The organism is Acinetobacter lactucae (assembly GCF_001605885.1).
Classification (GTDB): domain Bacteria; phylum Pseudomonadota; class Gammaproteobacteria; order Pseudomonadales; family Moraxellaceae; genus Acinetobacter; species Acinetobacter lactucae.
Map to the genome: position 1 here is coordinate 88,283 of NZ_LRPE01000023.1, position 25,150 is coordinate 113,432.

The window sequence follows — 25,150 nt, forward strand, 5'->3', positions numbered from 1 at the left end:
AATTACAGAACTTTTCATTAACTTATCATCAAAACGTCAACGCCTCGTCACATTCACAAACTAAGCTCATGAAGAATTTTAGAACAATCTCTTTATTTACTTAGGAATTCCCCATGACAGAGCTGACGCCATATCATGAAGACCAAGAACTGGACAATAATACTTCTGACAATATCCACTTCCGCGACATTTTAGAACAACATGTAAGTCGCCGTAGTTTAATTGCTAAAGCAGCAAGTGGTGCTGTAGCGCTCACTTTAGCCTCTACCTTAACAGGCTGTAATGATAGTGATGATGACTCAGGTTCAAACAACGGTGGAACCACGCCTGTAGATCCAAATAAAAAACCAGAAAAATTAACTTTTACCGCAGTTGCGAAAAACCATAACGATATTGTGACTGTACCTGAAGGCTATGAAGCAAATGTCATTTTTGCTTTAGGTGATTCAATAAATCCTAATTTTGGCGAATGGGATGACAATAATATTCCATCTGGTCCAAGCTTCCAGTTCCGTTCTGGTGACTGCCATGACGGTATGCATTTCTTTGGTTTAAATGCGTCAACAAAAAACTTTGATGAAAGTGTTTCAGCTGAAGGTTTATTGGTGATGAATCACGAATATATTAATCAGACTTTCCTTCATCCAAAAGGTCCAACAAAAGTTAATGGACGCCGTCCTGAAGATGAGGTCATTCGTGAAACCAATGCGCATGGCGTTTCTGTAATTCACATCAAAAAAGATGCAACAACTCAAAAAGTAGCAATTGATAAAAACTCAATTTTTAACCGTCGTGTTACAGCTTCTACCGTAATGAAATTTGCAGGTGCTGCCGCTGGCTCTAGCCTGCTGGCAACTCGCTTCTCTCCTGCTGGTAGTCAAACCCGTGGTACCCATAATAACTGCGGTAATGGTCATACGCCTTGGGGTACATACTTAACTACCGAAGAAAACTTTATTGGTTATTTCCAACGTTCAGGTAGCGATGAATATGCACGTACAGATGCAGAAAAAATTGCATTAAAACGTTACGGTTTAGGCGTTAAAAAAGATGAACTTTATCTTTATGAGAAAGATGAAAAAGGTGCTCCTAAAAAAGATAAAGAAGGCAACATCATTTATTTAAAGGATAATAATGGTGAGTTAATCCCTAACGTTGATGAACAAGGGCGACAAATTTATTTAGGCGTAAGTTCACGCTACGGCTGGGAAACAGCAATTGGTCAAATAGAATCACAAGACTTATATGACCGCTGGAATGCAGATGTAAAAGCTGCACAAGCTATCCAAGACTATCGCAATGGGCCAAATACATTTGGCTGGATGGTTGAAATTGATCCGTTTGATGTTCGCCAAAATCCAGTTAAACGTACCTCATTAGGACGTTTTGCACATGAAGACAGTGCTTGTCGTGCCGTAGTAGGTCAACCATTAGCATTTTATATGGGCGATGATTCTCGCGGTGAGTACATCTATAAATTTGTCTCTACCGCAGTGTGGGATGCCAAAGATGTAAAAGGCGGCTATGCGGCTGGTGATAAATACATGAATGCAGGTAAGTTGTATGTCGCCAAGTTTAATAATGATGGTACAGGCCAATGGATTGAACTTGCTTATGGCAAAAATGGCTTAAATGAAACCAACACAACTTACCCATTTAAATCTCAAGCGGACGTTGTCACATTTGCACGTTTAGCGGGTGATGCAGTCGGTGCTACAAAAATGGACCGCCCAGAATGGTGTACGGTTAACCCAGTGAACGGCGAAGTCTATGTGACCCTTACTAACAACTCGAACCGTGGTAAAGATTACGCGACCGATGCTGCAAACCCGCGTAACTACACAGACCTCTACAACGGCACTAAAGAGCAAAAGGGTAACGTTAACGGTCATATCATTCGTTTTAAAGAAACTGATGACAAAACCACTGCCGAAACCTTCAAGTGGGATATTTATCTGTTTGGTGCAGAAGCATCAATGGCTTCAAACATCAACTTATCTGGCCTAACCGACAACAATGATTTGTCATCTCCAGACGGGATGTGGTTTGACCCACGTGGTGTACTTTGGATTCAAACAGATGATGGTGCATACACTGATGTTACTAACTGTATGATGCTTGCAGCGCTACCGGGCCAGATTGGTGATGGTGCTCCTGCAACTACGTCAAATGGTCAACAAACTTTAGTCGGTGCTAAAGTTACAGACTCAACTTTGCGCCGTTTCTTGGTGGGGCCTAAGCAATGTGAGATTACAGGTATCGCGATGACACCTGACTACAAAGCAATTTTCATTAATGTTCAACACCCTGGCGAAGACTCGAAAAGTTACGCAACCCCAGAAAGTAGCTGGCCAGCAACCCAGAAAGATCCAAGTAACAAAACTGCACGTCCACGTTCAGCAACTGTTGTGATTACCCGTAAAGATGGCGGTGTGATCGCGGGTTAATTCTTAGATGATTAAAAATGCCGGTTAAGACCGGCATTTTTAATCATCGATTTAAGAGAACCTGCTGCTGTACAATTTGACCACTGTGCTCACCTTGCTGAGTCTTTTCCAGCCAAAGCCATTCGTTATTGGTCATCCTTAAAAAATTTGAACAACGTGTGCCATACACAGGACTTTGAATAAAAGTCGATGACAATAACTCTTCCATTTCTGGCTGGATGCCTGTATTGGGTAGTAATGCTGTCGTAACTTTACGCTCATCTTCAAGAATATCCCACGCCGTGTGCTGTAAAGTTAACTCTTCCGTTTGATGCTGAAGCATAGGCAAAAACTCTTGTGTAAAACGTGTTCGTAAATGTTTAGTTTTTTCCCAATGTTCAGACATCAAGCCATTCGAAACCACGTAAACACCATTCGCCAATACTTGTGGCGCTTCACCACGGTTACTCATATAAACCGCTTGATCCGCATTCCCCATAAACAAGTTAAAGCCAGCAAAATTCTGTTGCTGCTGCTCTAATTGTTGAGCAAATCGAATCGGCAATAAATCAGATTCTAAAAAAGCCTGAACTAAATGGCCGCGAGAAGTTTCATATGATTTTTGATCTCGTCCATCACGAAAATTGGTTAACACAGCCCATCGACCTTGAGGTGTTATTCCCATCCAAGTACCGCCCGACTGTAAGTCTTGCCCTGCAATAATCGGCGTATGATCCCATTGATGCAATAATGCGGTTGGTCGATGATAGAACTCATCCCGATTTGACATAAGACACAAGGGCATCTCATCCAGAACATGCCATGCTAAAGCAACAATACACATCTTTTCTTATTCCCTATCTTTACACATTGAATGTACAACATTTTTCACATCATTCCGCTACAATCTGTCAAAACGTAAGATCAAGGAGCAGCAATGCTGACCTATCCTAATATCGATCCGGTCGCAATACATCTAGGACCTCTTCAAGTCCATTGGTATGGACTCATGTATTTATTGGCATTTTTATGTGCTTGGGGGCTTGCTTCCTACCGTGCCAAACAGCGTGATGGCTGGACATCAGAAATGGTTTCCGATCTGGTGTTTTACGGTGCTTTAGGTGTCGTTCTGGGCGGTCGTGTCGGCTATGTCCTTTTCTATGAATTTGATAAATTCCTTGAAAACCCGATTTGGCTATTTCAAGTCTGGACAGGTGGTATGAGTTTCCACGGCGGCTTTTTAGGCGTCATGATTGCGATGTTATTTTGGTGTAAAAAATACCAAAAAACATGGTTCCAAACCCTCGACTTTATTGCGCCATGTGTACCAACTGGCCTAATGTTTGGACGTTTTGGTAACTTCATTGGTGGAGAGTTATATGGTCGTGCGGTAACTGACCCAAATTATCCATTCGGTATGATCTTCCCAACTGATCCATTACAACTGGTACGCCATCCATCACAAATTTATCAAGCGATTTGTGAAGGCTTAATTCTATTTATTATCTTGTGGTGGTTTAGTTCAAAACCACGTCCACGCATGGCCGTTTCTGCTCTATTCTTAATGGGTTATGGCGTTGCACGCTTTGTGATGGAATTCTTCCGTCAACCAGATGCAGACCAAGGTTTTATTTTGTTTGGTTGGATGACTAAAGGACAAATCCTCACCGTTCCAATGTTGCTGATTGGCCTTTGGATGATGTGGTATGCCTATCAAAAGAAAATTTATGACTGGGGTCCACAAAAGAACAGTTAATATGATAAATCAGAGGAGTTTCGGCTCCTCTTTTCTTTTTTATGCTACAGTTTTACTCTCCCCAAAATGAAGATATGCCATGCTGGAATTCTGGTTTGACACACAAGTCCCGACATTTAAAAAATTAGTGATTTTAATTATTACCTTGGCTATTTGTATTGGACTATATCAATACCAGCCTTTGCCTTTAGATACGATTCTCATGTTTACTGGAACGGGTGTTATCTTTTTAATCTGCCGTTATTTTAAATTACATTTTGCTCAAAAAAATCCGACTGGCTTACTTTACCGCCTGCTGACTTGGATCCCTATCGCACTGTTATTTGCACTTATCTTTGTTAAAACAATGCCGAACTTACTGGTCTGGGGTGTTCAAGGAATCGCTTTTATGGCACTTGCAGCTTTTATCTTTTCACCTCAATCACTTTTTAATAAATAGGCTTGATATATGTTGGCTTATTGGTACAACGCTCCGCGCCACATCAAACTTATCTTTATTATTGTGGTTTGTGTTGCAATTTATGCAGCCAATCAAGCTCAGCCCTTATCGCCGATCTACACTATTCTTAGTCTTGTGTTAGGTTTTGGGCTTCACTTCATAGAATATTTAAAAACAAAAATTTCAGATCGTAGCTCACATAAATCTAACTTTCAGTTTCTAGTTAAAATTTATCCTCTCATTATTGTTGCTATTGTGATGTGGGTGCTGCCACCTCAACACAATTGGATCGCAACGATACAAGCTCTAGGCTTTGTACTGGTTGGATTTTTTCTTGTTTCAATTTATCAAAATCGCGCTAAACGTTTTGAGTAATTGCGTCCATCGAAATCTTATAGAACCATTTTTAGATTTTCATCTTGAGCTACAACAGGTATCATCTTCAGTGGTTCATGATGAAGCAGCACTATTGCGTAATTATTTATCATTGAGCTATCTCCCCCTTCTATTTGATGGAATTAATCCGAACTCGAGAGTGTTATGCGTGCATATTTAGACCTACTACAACATATCCTTGATAATGGCGGTGACAAAGGCGACCGTACAGGCACAGGAACCCGTTCTGTATTTGGTCATCAAATGCGTTTTGATCTCTCTAAAGGTTTTCCTTTACTCACCACAAAAAAAGTTCATTTCCGTTCTATCGTGATTGAGTTACTTTGGTTTTTAAAAGGCGACACCAACGTCCAATATCTAAAAGACAATAAAGTTTCAATTTGGGATGAATGGGCAACAGCAGAACAAACTGCTCGTTTTGGCCGCCCAGAACATGAGCTTGGGCCTGTTTATGGTCATCAATGGCGTAATTTCGGTGCAACAAAAAAGGCAGATGGTACTTATAATCAAGATGGCTTTGACCAGATTAAATGGTTAATTAATGAAATTAAAACCAACCCAAATTCACGCCGTTTAATTATTTCTGGCTGGAACCCAAATGAAGCTGGACAAGTTGCATTGCCACCTTGCCATACGCTCTTCCAATTTTTTGTACAAGACAACAAGTTGTCATGCCAGCTTTATCAACGTAGTGCCGACGTGTTCTTAGGCGTACCTTTTAATATTGCGAGTTATGCTCTACTCACCCATATGATTGCTCAAGTATGTGGTTTAGGTGTAGGTGATTTTGTCTGGACTGGTGGCGATACACATCTTTATGCTAACCATTTTGAACAAGCTAAACTTCAATTGACACGTGAACCATTACCACTATGCCAATTGAAACTAAATCCAGAAATAACTGACTTGTTTGATTTTAAATTTGAAGATATTGAAATTGTAGGTTATGAATCACATCCTGCAATTAAAGCACCAGTTGCAGTATAACGACGGCTTAAATTTCATTAGATTACGGTTTAGAGAATAAAGATTATGGCATGGCAAAATGTAGAAGTTGTCCACGTTGTGGCAATGGACAAGAATCACTGTATTGGTAAAGGCAATGCGTTGCCATGGCATATTTCTGCCGACTTAAAACATTTTAAAGAAATCACTCAAGGCGGTGTGGTCGTGATGGGCCGTAAAACCCTTGAGTCGATGGGGCGTGCTCTACCAAACCGTGTAAACTGGGTAATTACCCGTGACATTAACTGGCAATTTGACGGTGTTAAAGTTGCGTATTCAATTGAAGATGCTTTAAATGCAGCTTTAGAAGATGTAAAAAATACCGAAAAACAAGCATTGTTCATCATTGGTGGCGGTGAGATATTCAAGCAAACTTTGTCGATTGCAGACCGTCTTGAACTTACTCATGTTGACTTAGATGTGCAAGGTGATGCACATTATCCAACTCTACCGAGTGAATTTCATAAAACTGCGAGTGAACAGCAAGTTGATGAAAAATCAGGAACTTCATTCGAGTTTGCCACTTATAAAAAATAATTCTATGGATACTTATGCACAATATCGGAACACGTGAATTTATTATCGGTCTAGTTTTTTGGCTGTTACATAGTCTATTCACGTTGTTTATTGTGTTCTCTAGCATTTGGGTATGCGTAGCGCTCTGGGTCCAACAACCTTTCGGATGGCTAGGTAGCCGCATACTCATCGGTATCTGGGTTGCTTTTGCACTAAGTATGGTTGGTTTATATGTCGAAGGTCATATTATTAGCCGCCGGACCGATATCGTAATTTATATTCTGGCATTTGCATGCTCTCTCGTCTGGTATTTTTCCATTACCGCACGTCAAGATCGCGAATGGAACCCTGAAGTTGCCAATATACTGAGCTATGAAAAGCACGGCGATGTAATCACTTTGCATAATGTTCGTAACTTCAACTGGCATCCCGATGGTACTTATGATGTGCGTTGGGAAACCCGAACTTTTGATCTTAACCAATTAAATGGCATAAACATCATTGCCTCTTACTGGATGGGACCACAAATTGCTCATACGCTGGTCAGCTTCGAATTTAAGAATCAGCAACCTTTAGTTTTCTCGATCGAGATTCGCAAAGAAAAGAGCGAAGAGTTTTCAGCAATTGGAGGCTTTTTTAGGAAATATGAACTTAGCCTCATTGCTTCTGATGAAAAAGATATTGTCTACACGCGTAGCAACATCCGTAAAGAGCAAGTTTATAATTTTCCAGTCAATATGCCTCGTTCTGAGCAAAAAGCGCTTTTTTTAGAATATCTTAAGAAAGCAGATGAGTTACGTGAAGAACCCAAGTGGTACAACACGCTTACCAGTAACTGTACAACTCTAATTTTTGATATGGTTCAAGCGATTAACCCATATGAACTTCCTAAAGATTATCGTCTAATCGCTTCAGGTTACTTACCTAATTATTTATATGATCTTAAAGCACTTAATCAAAATATCAGCTTAAAACAGTGGTATCAAATTGCGCATATCAACCCAAGAACTGAAAATTTTGAACAGCTATCAGATCAGAGTAGTGAACACTTCTCTCAAATCGTTCGACAAGGTTTACCTAAAGCTAAATGAAATAAGTAATGCACTTTTCTTTACTTTTTTATACATGCTTTACTTTGTATTTTAAATACATAAACCCTATTGTAATAGGCAGGAAATAGAGGGAAAAACAATGCAACAGGCATTATTTGGCGGCGGCTGTTTTTGGTGCGTCGAAGCTGTATTTTTACAAATACGCGGTGTAGAAAAAGTAACGAGCGGTTATGCAGGTGGGCACACGACTAATCCTACCTACGAGCAAGTATGTCAAGGAGACACCCAGCACGCTGAGGTGATCTTAATCGACTTTGATGAACAGCAAGTAACTTACTCCCAATTACTCGATGTGTTCTTCGCGACTCATGATCCAACGACTTTAAATCGCCAAGGTAATGATATCGGCACGCAATATCGCTCTGTTATTTATTATTATAATGAAGAGCAAAAGCAAGCAGCAGAACATACGATTCAAACGCTAAAAGATGATGATCTTGATATTGTGACTGAGTTGTCTCCTGTTCCGACGTTCTATCCGGCAGAAGAATATCATCAGAATTACTATGCAAAGAATCCTTCACAAGGTTATTGCAACTTTGCGATTCCACCTAAGCTGCTCAAGCTATATAGTAAATTCCAGCACCTGATGAAAGATCAATAAATCAGAGCAATAAAAAAGCAACCAAATTGGTTGCTTTTTTATTGAGTAAACTAAATTTTAGTTTTCACTTACAAAGGCAATATCGCTCAGTCCGGCTTCACTGGCGCGAGACATTACCTGAGCAACAGTATCGTACTTCGACTCTTTATCAGCACGAAGTTGGACTGTTGGTTTCACATCACCTTGACCTGCTTCTTGGAAACGTTTTTGAAGCTCATCTAGGCTAATTACTTGAGTATCCCAAGCCACTTCACCATTTGCATTGATACTAATCGTAATTGCTTTTGGTGGTGGATCAATAATTTCAGCAGTTGTTTTAGGAAGCGTTAATGGAATCGATGGGTTGGCAACTGTTGCTGTGACCAAAAAGATGATCATTAACACCAACATAATGTCGATTAGCGGAATGAGATTCATCTCATTCATGCCACTATCGTGGTCTTCACCCAATTGAAAAGCCATTAAGCTTGACCTCCAACGTAACTTTGCTGTGCAGTTTTAACGTCAGACTTTACAGTTGAGTCTTGCTGCAACATCGTGTCAATTAACAAGCTGTGCGCTTGATCTTGTAAGTCATGAGCAAGACCACGGTTTGCACGTACACAGATGTTGTAAGCCAATACCGCAGGAATCGCAACTGCAAGACCAAGACCCGTCATAATAAGTGCTTCACCTACTGGTGTAGCCACTTGAGCCAAACCTGCTTGTCCGCTTTTACCTACCGCAACCAGCGCATGGAAAATACCCCAAACAGTACCAAACAAACCTACGAATGGTGCAATTGAAGCAATCGTTCCTAAAACCGAAATACCTTTATCAGCATTGGCTTTTTCAGCAGAAATCTGACGAAGTAATGCCTGCTCTGCAACCGCTTTACGCTGTTCAAAACTCAAAGGTTGTAACTTTGCTTTTAGCGAAGTGATAGCCTGAGAAAGTTGAGCATAAGCTTGTTGTTTTAGTTGGCGAGTCCCCATCAAACGTAAGATGAAAACTGTCCAGGTAGCAATCGACATTGCCAATAAGATGAAATACAGGGTTTTACTCACTGCATCTGCATGTTGCCAATAGATTGAAAAGTTCATATTGAACTCCTGATTAAGGTTAGCCGTTGGGACTCAAATTCATTTAAGGGGTTAAATCAAAGGGTTGCTCTGCTTTAATTGGATAAGCAACACCATTTTCCATATAAGGTTTAAATTTCGCACCGCGAACAGCACGGACAACTTTATCATCTAGACTTGAAATACCACTACTTCTCGTCACTCGTACATTAATAATCTTGCCTTTCTCATCGGCTTCAATGAGTACCATGACAGAGCGTGCTTCGCCTTGTAAATCTTTTGAAGAAACTGTTAAACGTGGTGAACGGCTCCACTGTACACCCGAACCACCAATTGAAACTCTTTTCGGTGATGGATCTGGAGCAGGTTGAGCTTTAGGCGCTTCTTGTACCACTGGCTTCGGTTTTTCAACGACTTTTTCAGTAACAGTTGTCGTTGTTGTTACCACTTTAGTTTCAACTTTAGGTTCTGTCTTTACTGTTTCTTTTGGTGTTTCAGCTTTTTTCACCTGTTGAATTTTTTCCACTTTTTTAGGTGGCGTCACAGGTTTTTCAACAACCTTAACTTCTTTTACCTCTTTTTTAGGTTCCGGCTTTTTAGGCGGTTCCTTTGGCTTAGGAGGTAGTGGTTTTGGTTGCTCTTGAATTTTTACGAAACGTACCTGTAAAGGCTTCTTCTCGATTGGCTTTAATTCAGCAGGCTTAATATGGCTGACCGCCCATAAGACCCCGATATGACCAATTGCAACCGCAATTAGTGCAGTGATGACTTTCTTTTTCATCGGATTGGGAGAGTTTAAGGCTGCGGAAGATTGACTCATAAGAATCTAATTACCTAATGGATGATGATTTCAGATTTCGATTTATAGAAACGATTTCAAACATCGGATAGAACAATAAAGTGCCACAATAATAAATGAGAAGTGTTTTCATTTGCAACTATTTTTTGAGAAAAACATTTGCTCTAAATCACTCCTTTGTATCAGTTGAGTGTCTTTGCTTTTGTTTTCCAGATAGTTACATGAATTGGTATCTCTTGTTCACAATGTATTTACTTTAACTTATATAGTTAAGCTAATTTCACTGTGAATAGATCGGATCCTAACATAAATTCATTCAATATTGTTATGTTATATCATTTCAATAATATTTTTAATATAAAAAAACACGCAAGAAGCGTGCTTTTTAAGATAAGCGTTATTTAAAAAACAACGGTCTTATTGCCATCAACAATAATACGGTCTTCTAAATGCCATTTTACTGCTCGAGCCAATACATTACGCTCTACGTCTTCACCTAGTTCACGTAATTGCTCAACATTATAGTCATGGCTTACACGCTCAACGTCTTGCTCAATGATTGGGCCTTGGTCTAGGTCAGCAGTCACATAGTGAGCTGTCGCACCAATCAACTTCACACCTTTTTCATAAGCTTGCTTATATGGGTTAGCACCCACGAAAGCTGGCAAGAAAGAATGGTGGATATTGATGATTTTCATTTCCCATTTCGCAACAAAATCTTCGCTTAGAATTTGCATATAACGTGCAAGAACCAATAAATCATTGCCCTGCATCATTTCATCAATTTGTGCATAAGCTTCAGCTTTATTGTCTTTAGTTACTTTAATTACAGTAAATGGAATACCGAAGTTCTCAACAGATTCACGTAAATCTTCGTGGTTAGAAATGACATGTGTAATTTCACAAGGCAATGACCCACGTGCATGACGCCATAATAATTCAAGTAAGGCATGGTCGACTTTAGAAACTAAAATACCCACCTTTTTAATATCATTTACGAAAGCAAGACGCCATTGCATACCATAACGCTCAGCAACGTTCGCAGCAAATGTTTGAATTAAGGCATCTTTACGCGATTGTAAATGATCAAGTTCAAATTCAACGCGCATGAAATAACGTCCGCCCTGAGCTTCCGTCGCATACTGATCAAGCGCGGTAATATTTGCACCTTGATGGTACAAAAAGCTCGATACAGCCTGTACGATCCCAGGCTTGTCTTCACAAGTAATCAGTAAACGGGCTGTATTGGCAGTGGTCATATTCATTTGGTTAATATCACTTAATTGAGTCAAATTTTTAATAAGCCGAGTATTCTAGCGCTCTAAATAGGCAAGCACAACTATTCATCTTTTAACGAAGACAAGCTGGCGAATAGATCAGAAGGTCCCAGTGAATCAAGCAACTGCTCGTAAGTTGCTCGGCTTTCCCCCATAAGATAAGGACCTTCAAGGAAAACCATTTGACGTAAAGCCTGCCAAACCCATTTTTCTTCTAAATGGTTATTGTCACTGATATGGCCAGACATATATAAAAAGTTTGTCCAGTTGGTTAATACAATCCACAAGTTAATAATGAGCGCTTCAATTTCAGATGGCGTCATTTTCATAAGACCAGCATCGACAAAGGCTTGATAAATCTTTTGCCCTTGCTGCATCACCTGCCCCGCAAAACGTGGATAAATCTTTTTAAAGTCTTCGTTACTTTCAACTAAATGATAGACATCACGATGAATAAAACGGTAACTCCAAAGTTGACCACTTAATACCTGAAAATAGTTGATTTTGTCATTGGTCGTTAATGGTCTGTCTTCAGGTAAAGAGAGCATATCTAGAGTCTCAACCTGATATTGGTACATTAATTCCTTAATGATTTCATGCTTGTTTCGAAAGTGGTAGTACAAGTTTCCAGGGCTAATCCCCAACTCCGCAGCAATATGATTGGTTGTAACTGACCGTTCACCTCGCTCATTAAAAAGCTGCAAACTGATTTGTAAAATCCGGTCTTTTGTCTTCAGAGCTTTAGGTTGAGACATTTTAATAACCTTTAATAATTCACATGGTTAAGACTTGAACACATAAACTGACTTGACTATTTAGAGTATTTACTCTAAAAAATAAGTATATCAATATATTTGGTAAGTACCGATGAACAGTCAAACAAAAACAAATCCAGAGACTCAGCTTCCTTATGATGTTAAGCATTTACATGATTTGCTTGAACAACAAAAGCTGGCTTACCTACGCCATCCGGTACCCACTGCTAAAGAGCGTATTGATCGTTTAGCTCGTCTTAAAAGAGTCTTGGTAAAATATCAAGATCAGATTGCCGAAGCAATTAACCTTGATTATGGTAATCGTGCAGTTATGGAAACAAAAATTGGTGAGTTACTCACCAGTTTGGAGCAGATCAAGTACTACAGTAAACACCTAACTGCGTGGATGAAACCATCAAAACGCCATATTAGTGTATTACATCAGCCTGCAAAAGGTTGGGTACAATATCAGCCTATGGGTGTCATTGGTATTATTACACCATGGAATTACCCATTATTACTTTCGGTTGGTCCTCTGATCTGTGCACTCGCTGCGGGCAACCATGCCATGATCAAAATTTCTAGCGCTTCTCCAAACTTTGGACGAGTCCTTGAAAGTGCACTAGCAGAAGCATTCCCACAAGAATTAGTGGCTGTAGTGAATGGTGGTGGTGTTATTTCAGATGCTTTTAGTCATTTGCCTTTTGACAAAATGATTTTCACAGGCTCAACCTCTGTTGGTAAAACAGTAATGGCAGCCGCAGCTCAAAACCTTGTTCCCGTGATTCTTGAGTTAGGTGGAAAATCTCCTGCCCTTGTGCATGCGTCAATGGACATGAAAGATGTAGCTCAACGTATTGCGGTAGGAAAATTATGGAATGCTGGACAAACTTGTGTTGCACCGGATCATATTTTCTTACCAAGAGGCAAAACTGCCGAGTTCATTGAAAACTTTAAATTGATTGTGGCTGGAATGTACCCTCATTTCCGCAATAACCAAGACTATACTTCTATTATTAATGATAAACAGTACAACCGTATTCAAGGCTATCTCGAAAATGCTCGTGATCAAGGTGCACGTATTGTTGAAATTAACCCGCAAAATGAAATTTTAGATGATGTCCGTAAAATTGCGCCGACTTTAGTTACTGGCGTGACAACTGCAATGGATATTATGCAAAATGAAATCTTCGGGCCTATTCTACCGATCTTAGAATATGACCAAATAGAAGAAGTGATCGAGTTTATTAATAGTCGCCCACGTCCTTTAGCGATGTATTATTTTGACTATGATCAAGCGCGAGCTGATTATATTGCACAGCACACCCATTCAGGGCATTTCGGAATTAACATGGTGATTACCCATGTTGCACAAGACGATTTACCATTTGGCGGAATTGGCGCATCAGGTATGGGTAAATATCACGGACCAGAGGGCTTTTTTAGCCTTTCTCATGAGCGTTCGGTGATGTCAAATCCAAAACTCTATAGCCTTAAATACATTCTTCCACCGTTCAATAAGCCTATTCATCGTTTCATTTCGAAAACCTTGTTGCGCTAACTGATCAAGGCATGATCTGTTATACTAAATCATGCCTCGTTTTTACCAATTTCGCTTGTCTTTTAATCGTATTTTTGGTATAAAACGCCCCTTGAATGAATTCATCCGTTTACATTTAGTATGACTGGCCACAGATTTGCTGTTGGCTGAATCAATGGAGTTACACCATGTCTAAGGTTTGCCAAGTTACCGGCAAGCGTCCAGTCGTTGGTAACAACGTCTCACACGCCAACAACAAAACCAAGCGCCGGTTCGAGCCGAACCTGCACCACCACCGTTTCTGGTTAGAAAGCGAAAAACGTTTTGTACGTCTTCGTTTAACCACTAAAGGTATGCGTATTATTGACAAATTGGGTATCGAAAAGGTTGTTGCAGACCTTCGTGCTCAAGGTCAAAAGATCTAAGGAGTCTGAGCAATGCGTGATAAGATTCGCCTCGTTTCTTCAGCTGGTACAGGTTACTTCTATACCACGACTAAAAACAAACGTACTATGCCGGAAAAAATGGAAATCAAAAAATTTGATCCAAAAATCCGTCAACACGTGATTTTCAAAGAAGCTAAAATCAAATAATTTTAGCCTCGAAAAAAACGACTTCTTTATGAAGTCGTTTTTTTTTGCATTTTTTTTATACCTACCTTTTTGTTAAACTTTCTCTACATTCCGCCTTGGCATTTTTTATGCTTGTCTTTAGCCTAACTCACGTAAAAGGAGTTTTTAGTGCCGCATGACGTAGATTTAATTATTTTACTTGCTGTTGGTTTCGGCGTTGCCCTCATTTTTGGCTATATTGCAGCCCGATTACGACTTCCCCCTCTTATCGGCTACTTAATTGCCGGAATTATTATTAGCCCAAATACACCAGGTATAGAAGCAGATATTCACCTTGCCAACCAGCTTGCAGAACTCGGGGTAATGTTCTTGATGTTTGGTGTAGGGATGCACTTTTCATTAAAAGACTTATTATTAGTTCGTCGTATTGCCTTACCAGGTGCCATTTTACAAATCGCTGTTGCAACCTTACTGGGTATTGGCGTTTCAATGCTATGGGGCTGGAGTTTTGGCTCTGCACTCGTTTTTGGCTTAAGTCTGTCGTGTGCGAGTACGGTAGTATTATTAAAAGCCTTAGGAGACCGAGGTCTTTTAGATTCAGTTAACGGCAAAATTGCTGTGGGTTGGCTGTTAGTCGAAGATTTGGTGATGGTACTCGTTTTAGTACTTCTTCCAGCTACAGCTGTTTTACTCGGTGGCAAAGCACCAGCAGGTGCAGATGGTAATATCTGGTTAACACTTGGGATAACCTTATTAAAGGTGATTGGCTTTATTGCCTTTATGCTCATTGTAGGCAAGCGCGTTGTGCCGATTATCATGCAGTTTGTTGCTCGTTTAGGGTCAAGAGAGCTATTTACGCTGACTGTCGTCGCTGCTGCCGTTTCGATTGCTTACGGTTCATATGCTATCTTTGGGGTTTCAATGGCTTTAGGAGCATTCTTTGCAGGCATGGTCGTTAAAGAATCAGACTTTAGCCATCGTGCAGAAGAAGAGACTCTCCCACTACGTGAAATTTTCTCGATTTTATTTTTCGTTTCTGTAGGTATGCTGTTTGATCCACATATTCTTGTGGAGAGCCCACTACATATTTTAGCTGTTATTGCAATTATTATGGTGGGTAAGACTCTTGCAGCAATGGCATTGGTTTTATTCTTCCGCTATCCAATCAATACGGCTTTAACAGTTGGGGCCAGCCTTGCACAAATTGGCGAGTTCTCATTTATTTTGGCAACCCTTGGTGTTTCTTTAGGCCTATTAAGTTTAGAAGCTCAAAATCTGATTCTAGCAGGTGCTTTATTTTCAATTACGCTTAACTCATTCATCTTCTCAGCCATTGAGCCTGTACAACGCTGGATTCGTGAGCGTTCTCACTTAGCCCGACTTCTTGAACGTAGTGGTGACCCATTAGCAATGTTACCCGATGAAGTTGATCAAGCTTACTTACGTGATCAGGTTGTGATTGTGGGATATGGCGGTGTAGGACGACGTATTACTGAAAATTTAATTAATGAGAATATTAAGGTCGTTATTGCAGAAGAGAATCGTGAAATCGTAGAAAAACTGCGTCAGGCAAATATTGCTGCGGTGAGCGGTGTTGCTACCGAACCAAGTGTTTTAATTCAAGCACATATTATGCATGCACGACTCTTGGTGATCTCACCAATGGATATTTTAGATATTCACCGTATTGTGGCGATTGCCAAGCAATTAAACCCTCAAATTCAGGTATTAATTTGCGCGGAAAGCAAAGAAGAAGCTGCTGTTATCCGTGACGAAAATATTGGTGAAGTGTTCTATGCAAAAGAAGAAATGGCAAAGAATATGAGCCACCACATATTAAATCAGATCGAGTTGGCTCATCAGTCAACAATTCATTGACCCATATAAAAAGCGTACTCAAGAGTACGCTTTTTTTAACTCAAGAATTTAGGCTGTTCGTCTAATACCTCAGCCTGCCACTCGTTTACCTGCTTTTCCAGCAGTCCAAATAATGCAGCCTGAATCATATGCTGAGCAACAACTGGAGTCTGCTCACCCAAGATTGCTTTGACTTCATCGCTAAATTGAATTTTAACCAAGGGTTCATTCTCAGAACCTGCATTACGCAAGGCGAGTTCACCACCTTCGAGTTGAACTAATTCCAACACTGCTTCTTGATTTCCAAATAACTCTTTCAATTGCTGTATAGACATATACTTCCTCCATGTTTCAACATGGTGGCAAAGCACCCTTGCACTTTGCATCTCTTGTCTTATTTATATAGGCACACCTAGTCTAAATTTCAAGCATCTAGGCAGTTTAATTTTAGAACTCGACCATTTCGTTACGAAAACCATCAATTAAATGACTTAATTCTCGGTGCCATTCACGCAAGATTTTAACATCTGGCAGCCAAGACTGAGGCCCTTGTGTCACTTTAATAATGAGATTAGAAGAAGTTTCTTCTTCTGGAGTCGGTTCTTTTGGTTCTGGGGCGTATTGGCACATACGATAAGCTCGTTTTAACTCCGCAACAAAACCATCTTTTGCCAATTGCTGCAAAACGGACACTTCAGGAGAAACCTGTCCTTTTGCCGCCATATGTTCCTCAATAGATTTTAAAGTGGGTTGCAAATCATTTAAACGGTAATAACGTACCAATTCTTGTAAGAAGGCTAACATTGCGCCATGTAAATGAAATACAGCTGCTTCACGGTAAGCTTGTACCTGTTGCACATGATCGGTCTGCTCTGCCTGTTGACACGCTAGACGTGCAAAATAGAGCTTCTGATTGGTACGATCGGCATGATAACGAGCAACACGTGACATAAATAAACTTTCCTGTTTTAAAATCGCCATTGCAACAGCTATTCTTAGCTTAACGACTCCATTGATAAAATCAACGTTATTTATGGTAAATCCAGCTCAACTTGATAAATTTTACGTTTAGCTAAAATTTTTACTGGCTGTTTTATAGGGCGCACATTACTTAAGACCCAAGCAAAGTACCCTTCACTCCAAGCAGATGCACAGGCTAATTTGACTTCATCATTTCGCCAAGCATGAACAGAGTCGACATCAACTAAAGCGACAGCAACTCCTTCTTCTTCATCAGTATCTTTGACCAGAAAGTTCTGGTTTTCGACAATTAATAGATCTTTCACTGGTAACTGTGTAGGCATCCATGAACGCACTTCAAGTATTTTTACACCTTCAGCAATACGAGTACCATTTGGCGTTACAATCGAGAGAGCTAAAAATTGTCTTTTCATAAGAACAACTTATTCTTCAGCTGCTTTAACCCGAATTCCGTGGCCTTTAACTTTAAGCGTATTTAAGCCTTTAATTGCCTTAATCGCTTCACGTGGATTAGGCATTTCAACAAAACCAAAGCCTTTCGATTTACCTGTGTCTTTATCAGCGACAAGAACACATGTATCAACTTTACCATATGCCTTAAACAACTCTAAAACTTCAGCTTCACTTACAGCACGATCTAAATTACGAACTAATATCTTCATTTTCTAACCTTAATTGGCAATAAAAGGGAGGGCCAATATACATTTAAGTAATCACAGCGTCTTATACAGTAGTTTAGTCCAGATCGATACCAAAACCTAAATTTACTGCAGGAGATCTGTTCCATTGTTTTTTAGCAAATTGCTGAGGTACTTGCCTATGGATCTTTGCTTGAACCAAATGTGCAGGCAGATCATTTAAGAAATAACTCTCGACTTTACGACCTTGCTCATCATAAGTGTCTTGTGACCACGTATTAAGATTTTGCTTCGTCAAGATTAATTCATTTTCAGCACGCGTTAAGGCTACATACAGTACACGGCGTTCTTCCTCAACATCATCAAAATCACCCTGTGCTCTTGCATAAGGATATTGATTTGGCGATACATGAGGCACATAACAAACTTTCTGTTCAGCACCCTTAGCTGAATGAATCGTAATTAAAGTTACCAAATCTTGATCAGCAGCTTTTTCAATTTCAGAAACAGAAATCGGTTCAAGCACATATTCTTCAAGGAATTCACCTAATGACGCATGTTTGCGTGCAAGTTGCTTAACCAAATCAAAGTCTTTTAAACGGCGCGACCAATCTTTAGTTTTATAATTTTGCTCTAGCTGTTCACCTAAAGCATCGAGAGCCAAGCCAATACTTGCTTCAACATGCTGCTGTAATACATCTAGCTGTTTTAAAATTAAAATCGCTTGTAAAGGGACCTTACCATGGCGTTCAAGTCGTTGACAGCGTTCTTCAACATCAGCGATTCCCATTAGCTCTTGGGCTAACTTACTCGCTCCAACATCGCCAATACCGTCCCACAACGTTAAAAAGCGCATCCAAGCCAAATCATCGTGAGGGTTACTCACAATACGTAGCAGGCTCAGTACATCTTTTACATGGGCTGACTCAAGAAGCTTTACCCCACCAATAAAACGATAAGGTATTTCAGCCGCAATAAAAGCCCCTTCTAGATATCGGGCACTATAGCCAGAGCGCACCAAAACCATATGATCATGCCAGTTTGCTCCTTGTTGATGGCGCGTTATTAAATCTTGTGCAATCCAGTTTGCTTCTTCAAATTCATTACCAAACAAATGTAGCTGTGGCTTTTGTCCTTGGCCACGATGTGCTTGTAGCTGTTTTTGATAATCAATTGGACTATGTGCCAACAGCCAGTTCGATAAATCTAAGATTTCTTGGGTCGAGCGATAATTTAAAGCTAGTGTAAGTACTTCTGCATCAGGTATTCGTTCTTTAAAAGAATGGATATTTTCAAAGTCGGCGCCGCGAAAGCCATAAATGGACTGAGCGTCATCACCCACGCAAAACAACTTCACTTTACCAATTAAGGGCTGTAACAAGGCCCATTGCAAAGGGTTTGTATCTTGCATTTCATCAACTAGCAATGCCTGACAGAAGCCTGCCACCCAGTTGGTCAACGCTTCTGAGTTTTGTAAATGAACAGCCACAATTGACAAGATATCGTCGTAATCTAAAAAGTTACGATCTCTTTTACGTTGCTCATAAGTTTTCATCAACTCAGCAATTTGAGTTTTATGCTCATATGCATCTGGAAGCTGTTTGATTAATGCTTCAGAAAGTTTGGTTTGAGTATTTCTTGCATAGGAATATAAATCGCACAGCTCTGCCGCTTTAGGTAAAACATTATCTTTGTCTTTACCTCTTAATAAACGAAACATTAGTAATTGATCATCACGATCAATAATACTAAATTGATTTAAGCCAAAAGCTTGTGGATTACGGCGCAGTAAATACATACAAAAAGTATGAAAAGTTGAAGCTCTTAGACCCTTTGCCTGTACTCCTACATGCTGCTCTACTCTTGCAACAATTTCACTCGCAGCACGTCGAGTAAACGTTAAAATCTGGATTTGGTTTGCTGGTAAGCCTTGGTCAATTAAATAGGCGGCACGAGCAACAATTGTCTTAGTCTTGCCACAACCAGCGCCCGCCAAAACTAAACAGTTCTGAGCAGACGTCGTGGCTGCTTTTTTTTGCTGAGCATTTAGTTCATTAATTAATTTTGCAAGACTCATAACACATATCGCTAAAACACCAAGACATAGTTTAACAGACCCAACCACAGATGCGTCTGCCCATCCTAAAAACAAAAAGAGCACCTAAAATGCTCTTCGATTCAATATTCTTATTTAAGATACTGTTTTTGAACTAGATGGTAGATGCTTAATCGCAGAAGCTAGACCTAGAAAATTAATTCCTTGAAATAAGATATCAATTGCTAAGAACATACCTAATACCCAAAAAGGTGAATCTTTGGAAACTAAAATTAAAATACCTGTAATGAGGGTTAATAACCCTGAAAATAGAGTCCAACCCCATCCCGTAATTGGTTTAAGTAAAATCGCGTTTACTGTACGTATAGCCCCAGCAATAATCAGTGCTATTGATAATAAGCTCGTCAAAACCACTGCTGTGGTTACGGGAGTAGAAAAAGCGTAATAACCAGCCATTAAATAAAGCACACCAAAAAGTGCCCATAACCAACGGCTTGCACCTTTAAAGACACTAATGGCCGCGACAAGATGTAAAACACCTCCGACCATCATCAGTATTCCAAATAAAAAAACCACTGAAAAGGTCGCAAATGGTAATGAACTAAACAAAATCAGACCGAAGCCAATAAGTACAAAGCCTAATATCAAATACCACTTACGATCAGCATGTAACTGATTACGTACCAAATCATTACCGACAGTTTTCATCATGGCCACTCTTATTATCAGGTATTAGAATTTCATCTACCCAATAATAGTGATGCACTTCACATTTTTTGTCTGTATAAAATCTGCATCGTTTCTTAACAATTGATGTGGATAAAGCAGTATTTATCCACAGTTTTATTTCACCCAGCCAATTTCTTGAGCTGTAGGTAAACCTATGATTGTTTCATGTAAACCATTCGGCATTTTACTGCTCTGCTCAGATAACGGTGTTCGACCACCCATGATTTCAGCGTCAGTTTGTGGATATAAAGGCACTTTTTCAGGTTGCGCATAACCTAAAGGATAAAGTGGTTGTCCGGTTTGTAAATCATATTTGTCTTGTGCCCCAAAGCCATGTAATAGCTCATGAACAATTACGACCTGATTTTGTGAAGCTTGTGTTTTGGTCGCAAATAAATTCACACTACCGATACGACCTTTTTCCAAAGCAGTCGAATGGATCAAAACTTTTTGATAATGGGGATCATAGTAGTTTAAGTAAAGTTTGAGTGATGCCCCTTTATCTTCAGGTTGTTGATGTCGCCATGCATAAAAACGAAACTTTAAACTCCACCACATTACATGAAAGATATTGGCATTCTGAGGAACCTCAGGAGGTCGTTGCTGTAACGGTTGCCCTAAACGAATTACAAAGTTTCCTGATTGACCACGATAATGTTGTGACCACTCCTCTAAATAGTTTTTTATTTTCTCAAAATCAGAGTATTGCAACTGATAAATATAGCTCTGTGTTGTCTGTAAACCATCGGCATTAATAGGATGTAAAACGACAACAATAGGTTGATTCCAATCTTGGTTTTGATCTCGCCATGCCTGAACAGCAACAATCAATAAAATAATTAACAAACATAAAACCCGAATGTTTTTCCACATTCTTTTTCCCCATAAAACTAAAATTTTCTTTTATTGTTTTAGATATAAAAAATGCTAGCTGAGCTAGCATTCTTTATTGTGGACTTAATTAGCCTTCAACCCATTTACCATCTTGGTAAACTAAGCTCCATTTGGTTTGTTTGCCTTCTGGAGTTTCCGAGCCTACATATTGTGATTGATTCTTACGGCTGAATTTCACAACTGTCGGATTACCTTCAGGATCTACATCTGGTGCTTGTAAAATAAATTGATATTTAGGATCAAGCTGAGCGGCAACGCTACGTAATTCTGCAACTTTTGGCGCACGTGTTTCACGAATTTTCGGGAATTTACTTGCGGCCAAAAACAGACCAGCAGCACCATCACGCAATACAAAATAATCATCATGCTTCGTTGAACGTAAGTGTTCCATTTTAATTGGTTCTACACGTGGAGGCGCAGGTTGACCACTTTTCAAGACTTTACGAGTGTTGTCACAGCTTGTACAAGCGAAATACGGGCCAAAACGACCAGTCTTAAGCTGCATCTCACCATCACATTTATCACACGGAATGGTTGGTCCATCATAACCTTTAATCTTGAACTCACCTTCTTCAAGCTCAAAACCGTCGCAGTCAGGGTTGTTACCACATACGTGTAGTTTACGACCACCATCAATGACATAGCTGTCCATGGCTGTGCCACATTTCGCACAACGATGTTTTGACATCAAGTCTGCAGTTTCAGCGCCATCATCATCAGAAAGGGCCGCTAAGGACTCAACAGGCGTTAAGTTCAAGGTTCCTTTACAGCGTTCTTTAGGTGGCAGATTGTAGCCAGAACACCCTAAGAATACGCCTGTTGTACCTGTGCGAATCTGCATTGGACGTGAACATTCAGGACAATGTACCGCTGGCACTTCAACCGGTTGATTACGGCGCATTCCGTGCTCGCCTTGAGCATTGGTAAGACGCTTTTTGAAGTCGCCATAGAAGGTATCTAGTAACTCTTTCCAGTTACGCTCGCCTGTTGCAACTTTATCGAGCTGCCCTTCTAGGTCTGCTGTAAATGCATAGTTCATCAAGTTATTGAAGCTTTCATCAAGACGATCCGTGACAATTTCACCCATTTTTTCGGCGAAAAGACGACGGTTTTCTAATTTAACGTAACCACGTTCTTGAATCGTAGAAATAATCGCTGCATAAGTCGAAGGACGACCAATACTACGTTTTTCGAGTTCTTTAACCAAAGAAGCTTCTGTAAAACGTGCAGGTGGCTTAGTAAAGTGCTGACTTGGGTCTAACTTTTCTAATTTTAAGATTTCACCTACTTTAATTGCAGGCAAAATAATATCGTCATCAGACTTGTTGGCACCACGAACTCGTGTAAACCCATCAAATACAAGCGTACGGCCTTTTGCTTTTAATTCAACATTTGCAGCTTCAACCGTTAAAGTTGAAGATAAATATTCTGCTGGAGTCATTTGACATGCAACAAACTGACGCCAAATCAAATCATACAAACGTTGAGCATCACGCTCTACACCTGCAAGTTGGTCACCTGTAAGCGCAACATTTGACGGACGAATGGCTTCATGGGCTTCTTGAGCACCCGCTTTGTTACCATAGCGATTTGGCTTTGCAGGTAAATACTTCTCACCAAATTGGCTTTCAATATGAGCACGTACCATGCTTACTGCGTCATCACTCAAGAACGTTGAGTCAGTACGCATATAGGTAATAAAACCTGCTTCATATAAACGCTGCGCCAGCATCATGGTTTTCTTTACAGAAAAACCTAAACGAGTACTTGCAGCCTGTTGCAACGTTGAAGTGATATAAGGAGCACTTGGATTCACCTTAGTCGGTTTATCTTCACGCTGTGCAACTTTATATTCAGCACCTTTTAAAACATCTAATAGAGCATCGGTTTCAGCTTTATTTTTCAGTTTAAGGGTTTTACCAGCTTGCTTAACTGCTTCAAGACGAATGTCATCTTTCTTAGCTTGCGTGTCTGCAAAAACTTGCCAGTATTCTTCCGGAATAAAAGCACGAATTTCTCTTTCACGCTCTACAACCAGTTTCACCGCTACAGACTGTACACGACCTGCCGATAAACCACGGGCAATCTTTTCCCAAAGCAATGGAGAAACCATAAAACCAACAACACGGTCTAAGAAACGGCGTGCTTGCTGAGCATTAACTCGATTTAAATCTAGGCGCGTAGGTTGTTTAAATGCTTCTTGAATGGCATTTTTAGTAATTTCGTTAAATACCACGCGATGATAACGACTGTCATCACCACCAATAACTTCTCTTAGGTGCCAAGCAATGGCTTCCCCTTCTCTATCCAAGTCCGTTGCGAGATAGATTGCATCAGCATCTTTGGCGAGTTTTTTTAGTTCAGCAACAACATTTTCCTTACCTGGCAGAACTTCGTAATGAGCTTCCCAACCATGCTCAGGATCAACCCCCATACGATTAACTAAAGCCTGACTGGCTTTTTGTTCTTTTTCTGCTTCAGTGAGTTTCGTCCGGGCAGCCGGCTTTTTCTCAGTTGATTTACTGCCACCTGTTGGCAAATCACGCACGTGACCTACAGAAGACTTTACAATGTATTGCGAACCCAGATATTTATTGATGGTTTTCGCTTTGGCAGGCGACTCCACAATCACTAAGGCACGTTTATGTGCAGCAGGTGCAGTAGATGCTGTGCTTTGAGATGCAGAGCGCGAGGTATTCGCCATATAAAATGTTATTCCTATACCAATAAATTTAAAAATCAGGCTTTAGCCAAGTTCAACAGATAAGCCTTCATCTCATCTAATTGTGTTGCTCTCAGGTCTGATTCCTCATCCCAATAAAGCCCTACACAGTTTGCCTGCATATCAATAGCATAAATCCCTTTTAATGCAATGGGAGAATCATTAAATTTCTCATCGCCCTGAACCACTTTTAATTTGCCGTCTACAACGCGAGCACGCATTAAAGATAAACGAGCATCGGGAATCAATACACTATAATAAGCAACCATGCTGGCACGCTTTTCAGTCGCCATTGGGACATGTGTCCATTCAGGTGCAACGATTACACGTGGGTGTAAACCCATTTTACGAGCTTTATCACGCATAATACCAAGTGCCTTTTCACGTGGGCTCACTCTTAAACCAAAAATGGAGCCTAGTACGAAAAGAACAATGATAACGGTAACCCAAATTCCCATATTGTCCATAGCAAAACCTATTAATCTCTTTTATTAGAGTTGCATAAGCTGACCAGAAAACGCAAGTTTCATCATAAAAATAATGCCCGATAAGATCGCAAGGCCTAAAATATTGAGATTTCACAGTGCAAATTACGATGAGCTGACTCAAATATCATTAAGAATTCGGATGACTATCAACAAGTGTCAGTTTTCCAAATTGATCAATGTGAGCATCCCCCCACTGTTTTAAAGCAAACAGAATTTTCTCAAGACTTTGTCCCAAATCAGTCAGGCAATATTCCACTTTAGGCGGTACCTGAGGATAAACTTCTCTATGAATAATTCCATCTTGTTCCAATTCGCGTAGCTGATTTGTCAGCATTCTTTGGGTAATGCTCGGAACACGTTTTCGAATTTCGTTAAACCTTAAGGTGCCTTCATTAAATAAATGCCAAAGAATGACGCATTTCCATTTTCCATCAATCAAACTAATCGCCGCCTCAACGGAACATCCCGGAGAACAATCAAAACTTGAATGTCTTGCTTTTGCCATTTTACAGTATCCTTTGTGACAC

Annotated in this window: 28 protein-coding genes; 12 read left to right on the plus strand and 16 right to left on the minus strand. The window is 40.1% G+C overall.

All coding sequences use genetic code 11. From position 1 onward, the window contains the following. Window positions 1–113 precede the first annotated feature (113 nt). A complete protein-coding gene (locus tag AWW73_RS10030) occupies window positions 114–2,447 on the plus strand; it encodes a PhoX family protein (RefSeq protein WP_062849565.1) in 2,334 nt (777 codons plus the stop codon). A 43-nt stretch (window positions 2,448–2,490) separates the two neighbouring features. Here AWW73_RS10030 and AWW73_RS10035 read toward each other — a convergent pair whose 3' ends face one another. Beyond that, on the minus strand, window positions 2,491–3,270 hold the full coding sequence (locus tag AWW73_RS10035; RefSeq protein ID WP_062849566.1) for an NRDE family protein: 780 nt from the start codon (window positions 3,268–3,270) through the stop codon (window positions 2,491–2,493). A 93-nt stretch (window positions 3,271–3,363) separates the two neighbouring features. Between AWW73_RS10035 and lgt the strand changes: the two genes are divergently transcribed. The 7 genes from lgt (at window position 3,364) to msrA (ending at window position 8,254) form a co-directional block, all read left to right on the plus strand. After that, window positions 3,364–4,182, plus strand: a complete 819-nt coding sequence (gene lgt, locus AWW73_RS10040; protein ID WP_031947295.1) for a prolipoprotein diacylglyceryl transferase — start codon at window positions 3,364–3,366, stop codon at window positions 4,180–4,182. 79 nt (window positions 4,183–4,261) lie between these two features. Then, window positions 4,262–4,621 carry a hypothetical protein gene (locus AWW73_RS10045; RefSeq protein WP_031947294.1) on the plus strand — a complete coding sequence of 120 codons (360 nt, stop codon included), beginning with the start codon at window positions 4,262–4,264 and terminating at the stop codon, window positions 4,619–4,621. A gap of 9 nt (window positions 4,622–4,630) precedes the next feature. Continuing rightward, window positions 4,631–4,996: a hypothetical protein gene (locus AWW73_RS10050; protein WP_062849567.1), complete on the plus strand. Its 366-nt coding sequence runs from the start codon at window positions 4,631–4,633 to the stop codon at window positions 4,994–4,996. Window positions 4,997–5,161: 165 nt separating this feature from the next. Beyond that, window positions 5,162–6,004 carry a thymidylate synthase gene (thyA, locus tag AWW73_RS10055; RefSeq protein ID WP_031947292.1) on the plus strand — a complete coding sequence of 281 codons (843 nt, stop codon included), beginning with the start codon at window positions 5,162–5,164 and terminating at the stop codon, window positions 6,002–6,004. A gap of 45 nt (window positions 6,005–6,049) precedes the next feature. Beyond that, window positions 6,050–6,559, plus strand: coding sequence for a dihydrofolate reductase (locus tag AWW73_RS10060; protein ID WP_062849568.1), 510 nt, complete (start codon window positions 6,050–6,052; stop codon window positions 6,557–6,559). Window positions 6,560–6,573: 14 nt separating this feature from the next. Continuing rightward, window positions 6,574–7,629: an Lnb N-terminal periplasmic domain-containing protein gene (locus AWW73_RS10065; protein ID WP_031947290.1), complete on the plus strand. Its 1,056-nt coding sequence runs from the start codon at window positions 6,574–6,576 to the stop codon at window positions 7,627–7,629. 100 nt (window positions 7,630–7,729) lie between these two features. Next, window positions 7,730–8,254 carry a peptide-methionine (S)-S-oxide reductase MsrA gene (msrA, locus tag AWW73_RS10070; protein WP_031947289.1) on the plus strand — a complete coding sequence of 175 codons (525 nt, stop codon included), beginning with the start codon at window positions 7,730–7,732 and terminating at the stop codon, window positions 8,252–8,254. A gap of 57 nt (window positions 8,255–8,311) precedes the next feature. On the opposite strand, the gene AWW73_RS10075 is transcribed toward msrA, so the two are convergent. The 5 genes from AWW73_RS10075 to AWW73_RS10095 form a co-directional block, all read right to left on the minus strand. Further along, window positions 8,312–8,716: an ExbD/TolR family protein gene (locus AWW73_RS10075; protein WP_000885432.1), complete on the minus strand. Its 405-nt coding sequence runs from the start codon at window positions 8,714–8,716 to the stop codon at window positions 8,312–8,314. Next, on the minus strand, window positions 8,716–9,336 hold the full coding sequence (locus AWW73_RS10080) for a MotA/TolQ/ExbB proton channel family protein (protein WP_001011664.1): 621 nt from the start codon (window positions 9,334–9,336) through the stop codon (window positions 8,716–8,718). Before AWW73_RS10080 ends, AWW73_RS10075 begins: the two co-directional genes overlap by 1 nt. 43 nt (window positions 9,337–9,379) lie before the next feature. After that, window positions 9,380–10,135: an energy transducer TonB gene (locus AWW73_RS10085; protein WP_016144264.1), complete on the minus strand. Its 756-nt coding sequence runs from the start codon at window positions 10,133–10,135 to the stop codon at window positions 9,380–9,382. Window positions 10,136–10,515: 380 nt separating this feature from the next. Next, window positions 10,516–11,379, minus strand: coding sequence for a formyltetrahydrofolate deformylase (purU, locus tag AWW73_RS10090; RefSeq protein WP_016144263.1), 864 nt, complete (start codon window positions 11,377–11,379; stop codon window positions 10,516–10,518). Window positions 11,380–11,453: 74 nt separating this feature from the next. Next, a complete protein-coding gene (locus AWW73_RS10095) occupies window positions 11,454–12,146 on the minus strand; it encodes a TetR/AcrR family transcriptional regulator (protein WP_016144262.1) in 693 nt (230 codons plus the stop codon). Window positions 12,147–12,258: 112 nt separating this feature from the next. On the opposite strand from AWW73_RS10095, the gene AWW73_RS10100 reads away from it, so the two are divergent. The 4 genes from AWW73_RS10100 (at window position 12,259) to AWW73_RS10115 (ending at window position 16,136) form a co-directional block, all read left to right on the plus strand. Then, the gene (locus tag AWW73_RS10100) at window positions 12,259–13,707 is read left to right on the plus strand and encodes a coniferyl aldehyde dehydrogenase (protein ID WP_002115149.1); all 1,449 of its coding nucleotides are present in this window, start codon (window positions 12,259–12,261) and stop codon (window positions 13,705–13,707) included. 167 nt (window positions 13,708–13,874) lie between these two features. Next, window positions 13,875–14,111 carry a 50S ribosomal protein L28 gene (gene rpmB / locus AWW73_RS10105; RefSeq protein WP_000048256.1) on the plus strand — a complete coding sequence of 79 codons (237 nt, stop codon included), beginning with the start codon at window positions 13,875–13,877 and terminating at the stop codon, window positions 14,109–14,111. Window positions 14,112–14,123: 12 nt separating this feature from the next. Next, window positions 14,124–14,279, plus strand: coding sequence for a 50S ribosomal protein L33 (gene rpmG / locus AWW73_RS10110; protein ID WP_001205031.1), 156 nt, complete (start codon window positions 14,124–14,126; stop codon window positions 14,277–14,279). A 147-nt stretch (window positions 14,280–14,426) separates the two neighbouring features. Continuing rightward, window positions 14,427–16,136, plus strand: coding sequence for a cation:proton antiporter (locus AWW73_RS10115; protein WP_016144261.1), 1,710 nt, complete (start codon window positions 14,427–14,429; stop codon window positions 16,134–16,136). Between the two features lie 35 nt (window positions 16,137–16,171). On the opposite strand, the gene AWW73_RS10120 is transcribed toward AWW73_RS10115, so the two are convergent. The 10 genes from AWW73_RS10120 to AWW73_RS10165 form a co-directional block, all read right to left on the minus strand. Beyond that, on the minus strand, window positions 16,172–16,450 hold the full coding sequence (locus tag AWW73_RS10120; RefSeq protein ID WP_002114792.1) for a hypothetical protein: 279 nt from the start codon (window positions 16,448–16,450) through the stop codon (window positions 16,172–16,174). A gap of 112 nt (window positions 16,451–16,562) precedes the next feature. Next, entirely contained in the window at window positions 16,563–17,066 is a 504-nt protein-coding gene (locus AWW73_RS10125) for a DUF6586 family protein (protein ID WP_005066079.1), read from the minus strand. A gap of 80 nt (window positions 17,067–17,146) precedes the next feature. Then, on the minus strand, window positions 17,147–17,509 hold the full coding sequence (locus AWW73_RS10130) for an ASCH domain-containing protein (protein WP_062849569.1): 363 nt from the start codon (window positions 17,507–17,509) through the stop codon (window positions 17,147–17,149). Window positions 17,510–17,518: 9 nt separating this feature from the next. Then, a complete protein-coding gene (locus tag AWW73_RS10135; protein WP_016144259.1) occupies window positions 17,519–17,758 on the minus strand; it encodes an RNA recognition motif domain-containing protein in 240 nt (79 codons plus the stop codon). Between the two features lie 73 nt (window positions 17,759–17,831). After that, complete coding sequence (locus AWW73_RS10140) at window positions 17,832–19,811, minus strand: ATP-dependent helicase (RefSeq protein WP_031947284.1); 1,980 nt, start codon at window positions 19,809–19,811, stop codon at window positions 17,832–17,834. Window positions 19,812–19,925: 114 nt separating this feature from the next. Continuing rightward, complete coding sequence (locus AWW73_RS10145) at window positions 19,926–20,507, minus strand: HdeD family acid-resistance protein (RefSeq protein WP_079748234.1); 582 nt, start codon at window positions 20,505–20,507, stop codon at window positions 19,926–19,928. A gap of 126 nt (window positions 20,508–20,633) precedes the next feature. Continuing rightward, window positions 20,634–21,392, minus strand: coding sequence for a hypothetical protein (locus AWW73_RS10150; RefSeq protein WP_031947282.1), 759 nt, complete (start codon window positions 21,390–21,392; stop codon window positions 20,634–20,636). Window positions 21,393–21,480: 88 nt separating this feature from the next. Then, window positions 21,481–24,117: a type I DNA topoisomerase gene (gene topA, locus AWW73_RS10155; protein ID WP_016144255.1), complete on the minus strand. Its 2,637-nt coding sequence runs from the start codon at window positions 24,115–24,117 to the stop codon at window positions 21,481–21,483. Between the two features lie 35 nt (window positions 24,118–24,152). Continuing rightward, window positions 24,153–24,602, minus strand: a complete 450-nt coding sequence (locus AWW73_RS10160) for a hypothetical protein (protein ID WP_002114763.1) — start codon at window positions 24,600–24,602, stop codon at window positions 24,153–24,155. Window positions 24,603–24,750: 148 nt separating this feature from the next. Next, window positions 24,751–25,128 carry a winged helix-turn-helix transcriptional regulator gene (locus AWW73_RS10165; protein ID WP_057105692.1) on the minus strand — a complete coding sequence of 126 codons (378 nt, stop codon included), beginning with the start codon at window positions 25,126–25,128 and terminating at the stop codon, window positions 24,751–24,753. Window positions 25,129–25,150 lie beyond the last annotated feature (22 nt).

Bases quoted from the DNA above. Each gene is read 5' to 3' on its own strand.
- AWW73_RS10050 (WP_062849567.1), top strand. From the start codon at position 4,631: ATGTTGGCTTATTGGTACAACGCTCCGCGCCACATCAAACTTATCTTT.
- thyA (WP_031947292.1), top strand. From the start codon at position 5,162: ATGCGTGCATATTTAGACCTACTACAACATATCCTTGATAATGGCGGT.
- AWW73_RS10130 (WP_062849569.1), bottom strand. From the start codon at position 17,509: ATGAAAAGACAATTTTTAGCTCTCTCGATTGTAACGCCAAATGGTACT.
- AWW73_RS10080 (WP_001011664.1), bottom strand. From the start codon at position 9,336: ATGAACTTTTCAATCTATTGGCAACATGCAGATGCAGTGAGTAAAACC.
- AWW73_RS10075 (WP_000885432.1), bottom strand. From the start codon at position 8,716: ATGGCTTTTCAATTGGGTGAAGACCACGATAGTGGCATGAATGAGATG.
- AWW73_RS10095 (WP_016144262.1), bottom strand. From the start codon at position 12,146: ATGTCTCAACCTAAAGCTCTGAAGACAAAAGACCGGATTTTACAAATC.
- AWW73_RS10045 (WP_031947294.1), top strand. From the start codon at position 4,262: ATGCTGGAATTCTGGTTTGACACACAAGTCCCGACATTTAAAAAATTA.
- topA (WP_016144255.1), bottom strand. From the start codon at position 24,117: ATGGCGAATACCTCGCGCTCTGCATCTCAAAGCACAGCATCTACTGCA.
- AWW73_RS10030 (WP_062849565.1), top strand. From the start codon at position 114: ATGACAGAGCTGACGCCATATCATGAAGACCAAGAACTGGACAATAAT.
- rpmG (WP_001205031.1), top strand. From the start codon at position 14,124: ATGCGTGATAAGATTCGCCTCGTTTCTTCAGCTGGTACAGGTTACTTC.
- AWW73_RS10150 (WP_031947282.1), bottom strand. From the start codon at position 21,392: ATGTGGAAAAACATTCGGGTTTTATGTTTGTTAATTATTTTATTGATT.
- AWW73_RS10125 (WP_005066079.1), bottom strand. From the start codon at position 17,066: ATGTCACGTGTTGCTCGTTATCATGCCGATCGTACCAATCAGAAGCTC.
- AWW73_RS10065 (WP_031947290.1), top strand. From the start codon at position 6,574: ATGCACAATATCGGAACACGTGAATTTATTATCGGTCTAGTTTTTTGG.
- AWW73_RS10135 (WP_016144259.1), bottom strand. From the start codon at position 17,758: ATGAAGATATTAGTTCGTAATTTAGATCGTGCTGTAAGTGAAGCTGAA.
- AWW73_RS10100 (WP_002115149.1), top strand. From the start codon at position 12,259: ATGAACAGTCAAACAAAAACAAATCCAGAGACTCAGCTTCCTTATGAT.
- AWW73_RS10085 (WP_016144264.1), bottom strand. From the start codon at position 10,135: ATGAGTCAATCTTCCGCAGCCTTAAACTCTCCCAATCCGATGAAAAAG.
- rpmB (WP_000048256.1), top strand. From the start codon at position 13,875: ATGTCTAAGGTTTGCCAAGTTACCGGCAAGCGTCCAGTCGTTGGTAAC.
- AWW73_RS10060 (WP_062849568.1), top strand. From the start codon at position 6,050: ATGGCATGGCAAAATGTAGAAGTTGTCCACGTTGTGGCAATGGACAAG.
- AWW73_RS10165 (WP_057105692.1), bottom strand. From the start codon at position 25,128: ATGGCAAAAGCAAGACATTCAAGTTTTGATTGTTCTCCGGGATGTTCC.
- AWW73_RS10160 (WP_002114763.1), bottom strand. From the start codon at position 24,602: ATGGACAATATGGGAATTTGGGTTACCGTTATCATTGTTCTTTTCGTA.
- AWW73_RS10120 (WP_002114792.1), bottom strand. From the start codon at position 16,450: ATGTCTATACAGCAATTGAAAGAGTTATTTGGAAATCAAGAAGCAGTG.
- lgt (WP_031947295.1), top strand. From the start codon at position 3,364: ATGCTGACCTATCCTAATATCGATCCGGTCGCAATACATCTAGGACCT.
- purU (WP_016144263.1), bottom strand. From the start codon at position 11,379: ATGAATATGACCACTGCCAATACAGCCCGTTTACTGATTACTTGTGAA.
- AWW73_RS10140 (WP_031947284.1), bottom strand. From the start codon at position 19,811: ATGAGTCTTGCAAAATTAATTAATGAACTAAATGCTCAGCAAAAAAAA.
- AWW73_RS10035 (WP_062849566.1), bottom strand. From the start codon at position 3,270: ATGTGTATTGTTGCTTTAGCATGGCATGTTCTGGATGAGATGCCCTTG.
- msrA (WP_031947289.1), top strand. From the start codon at position 7,730: ATGCAACAGGCATTATTTGGCGGCGGCTGTTTTTGGTGCGTCGAAGCT.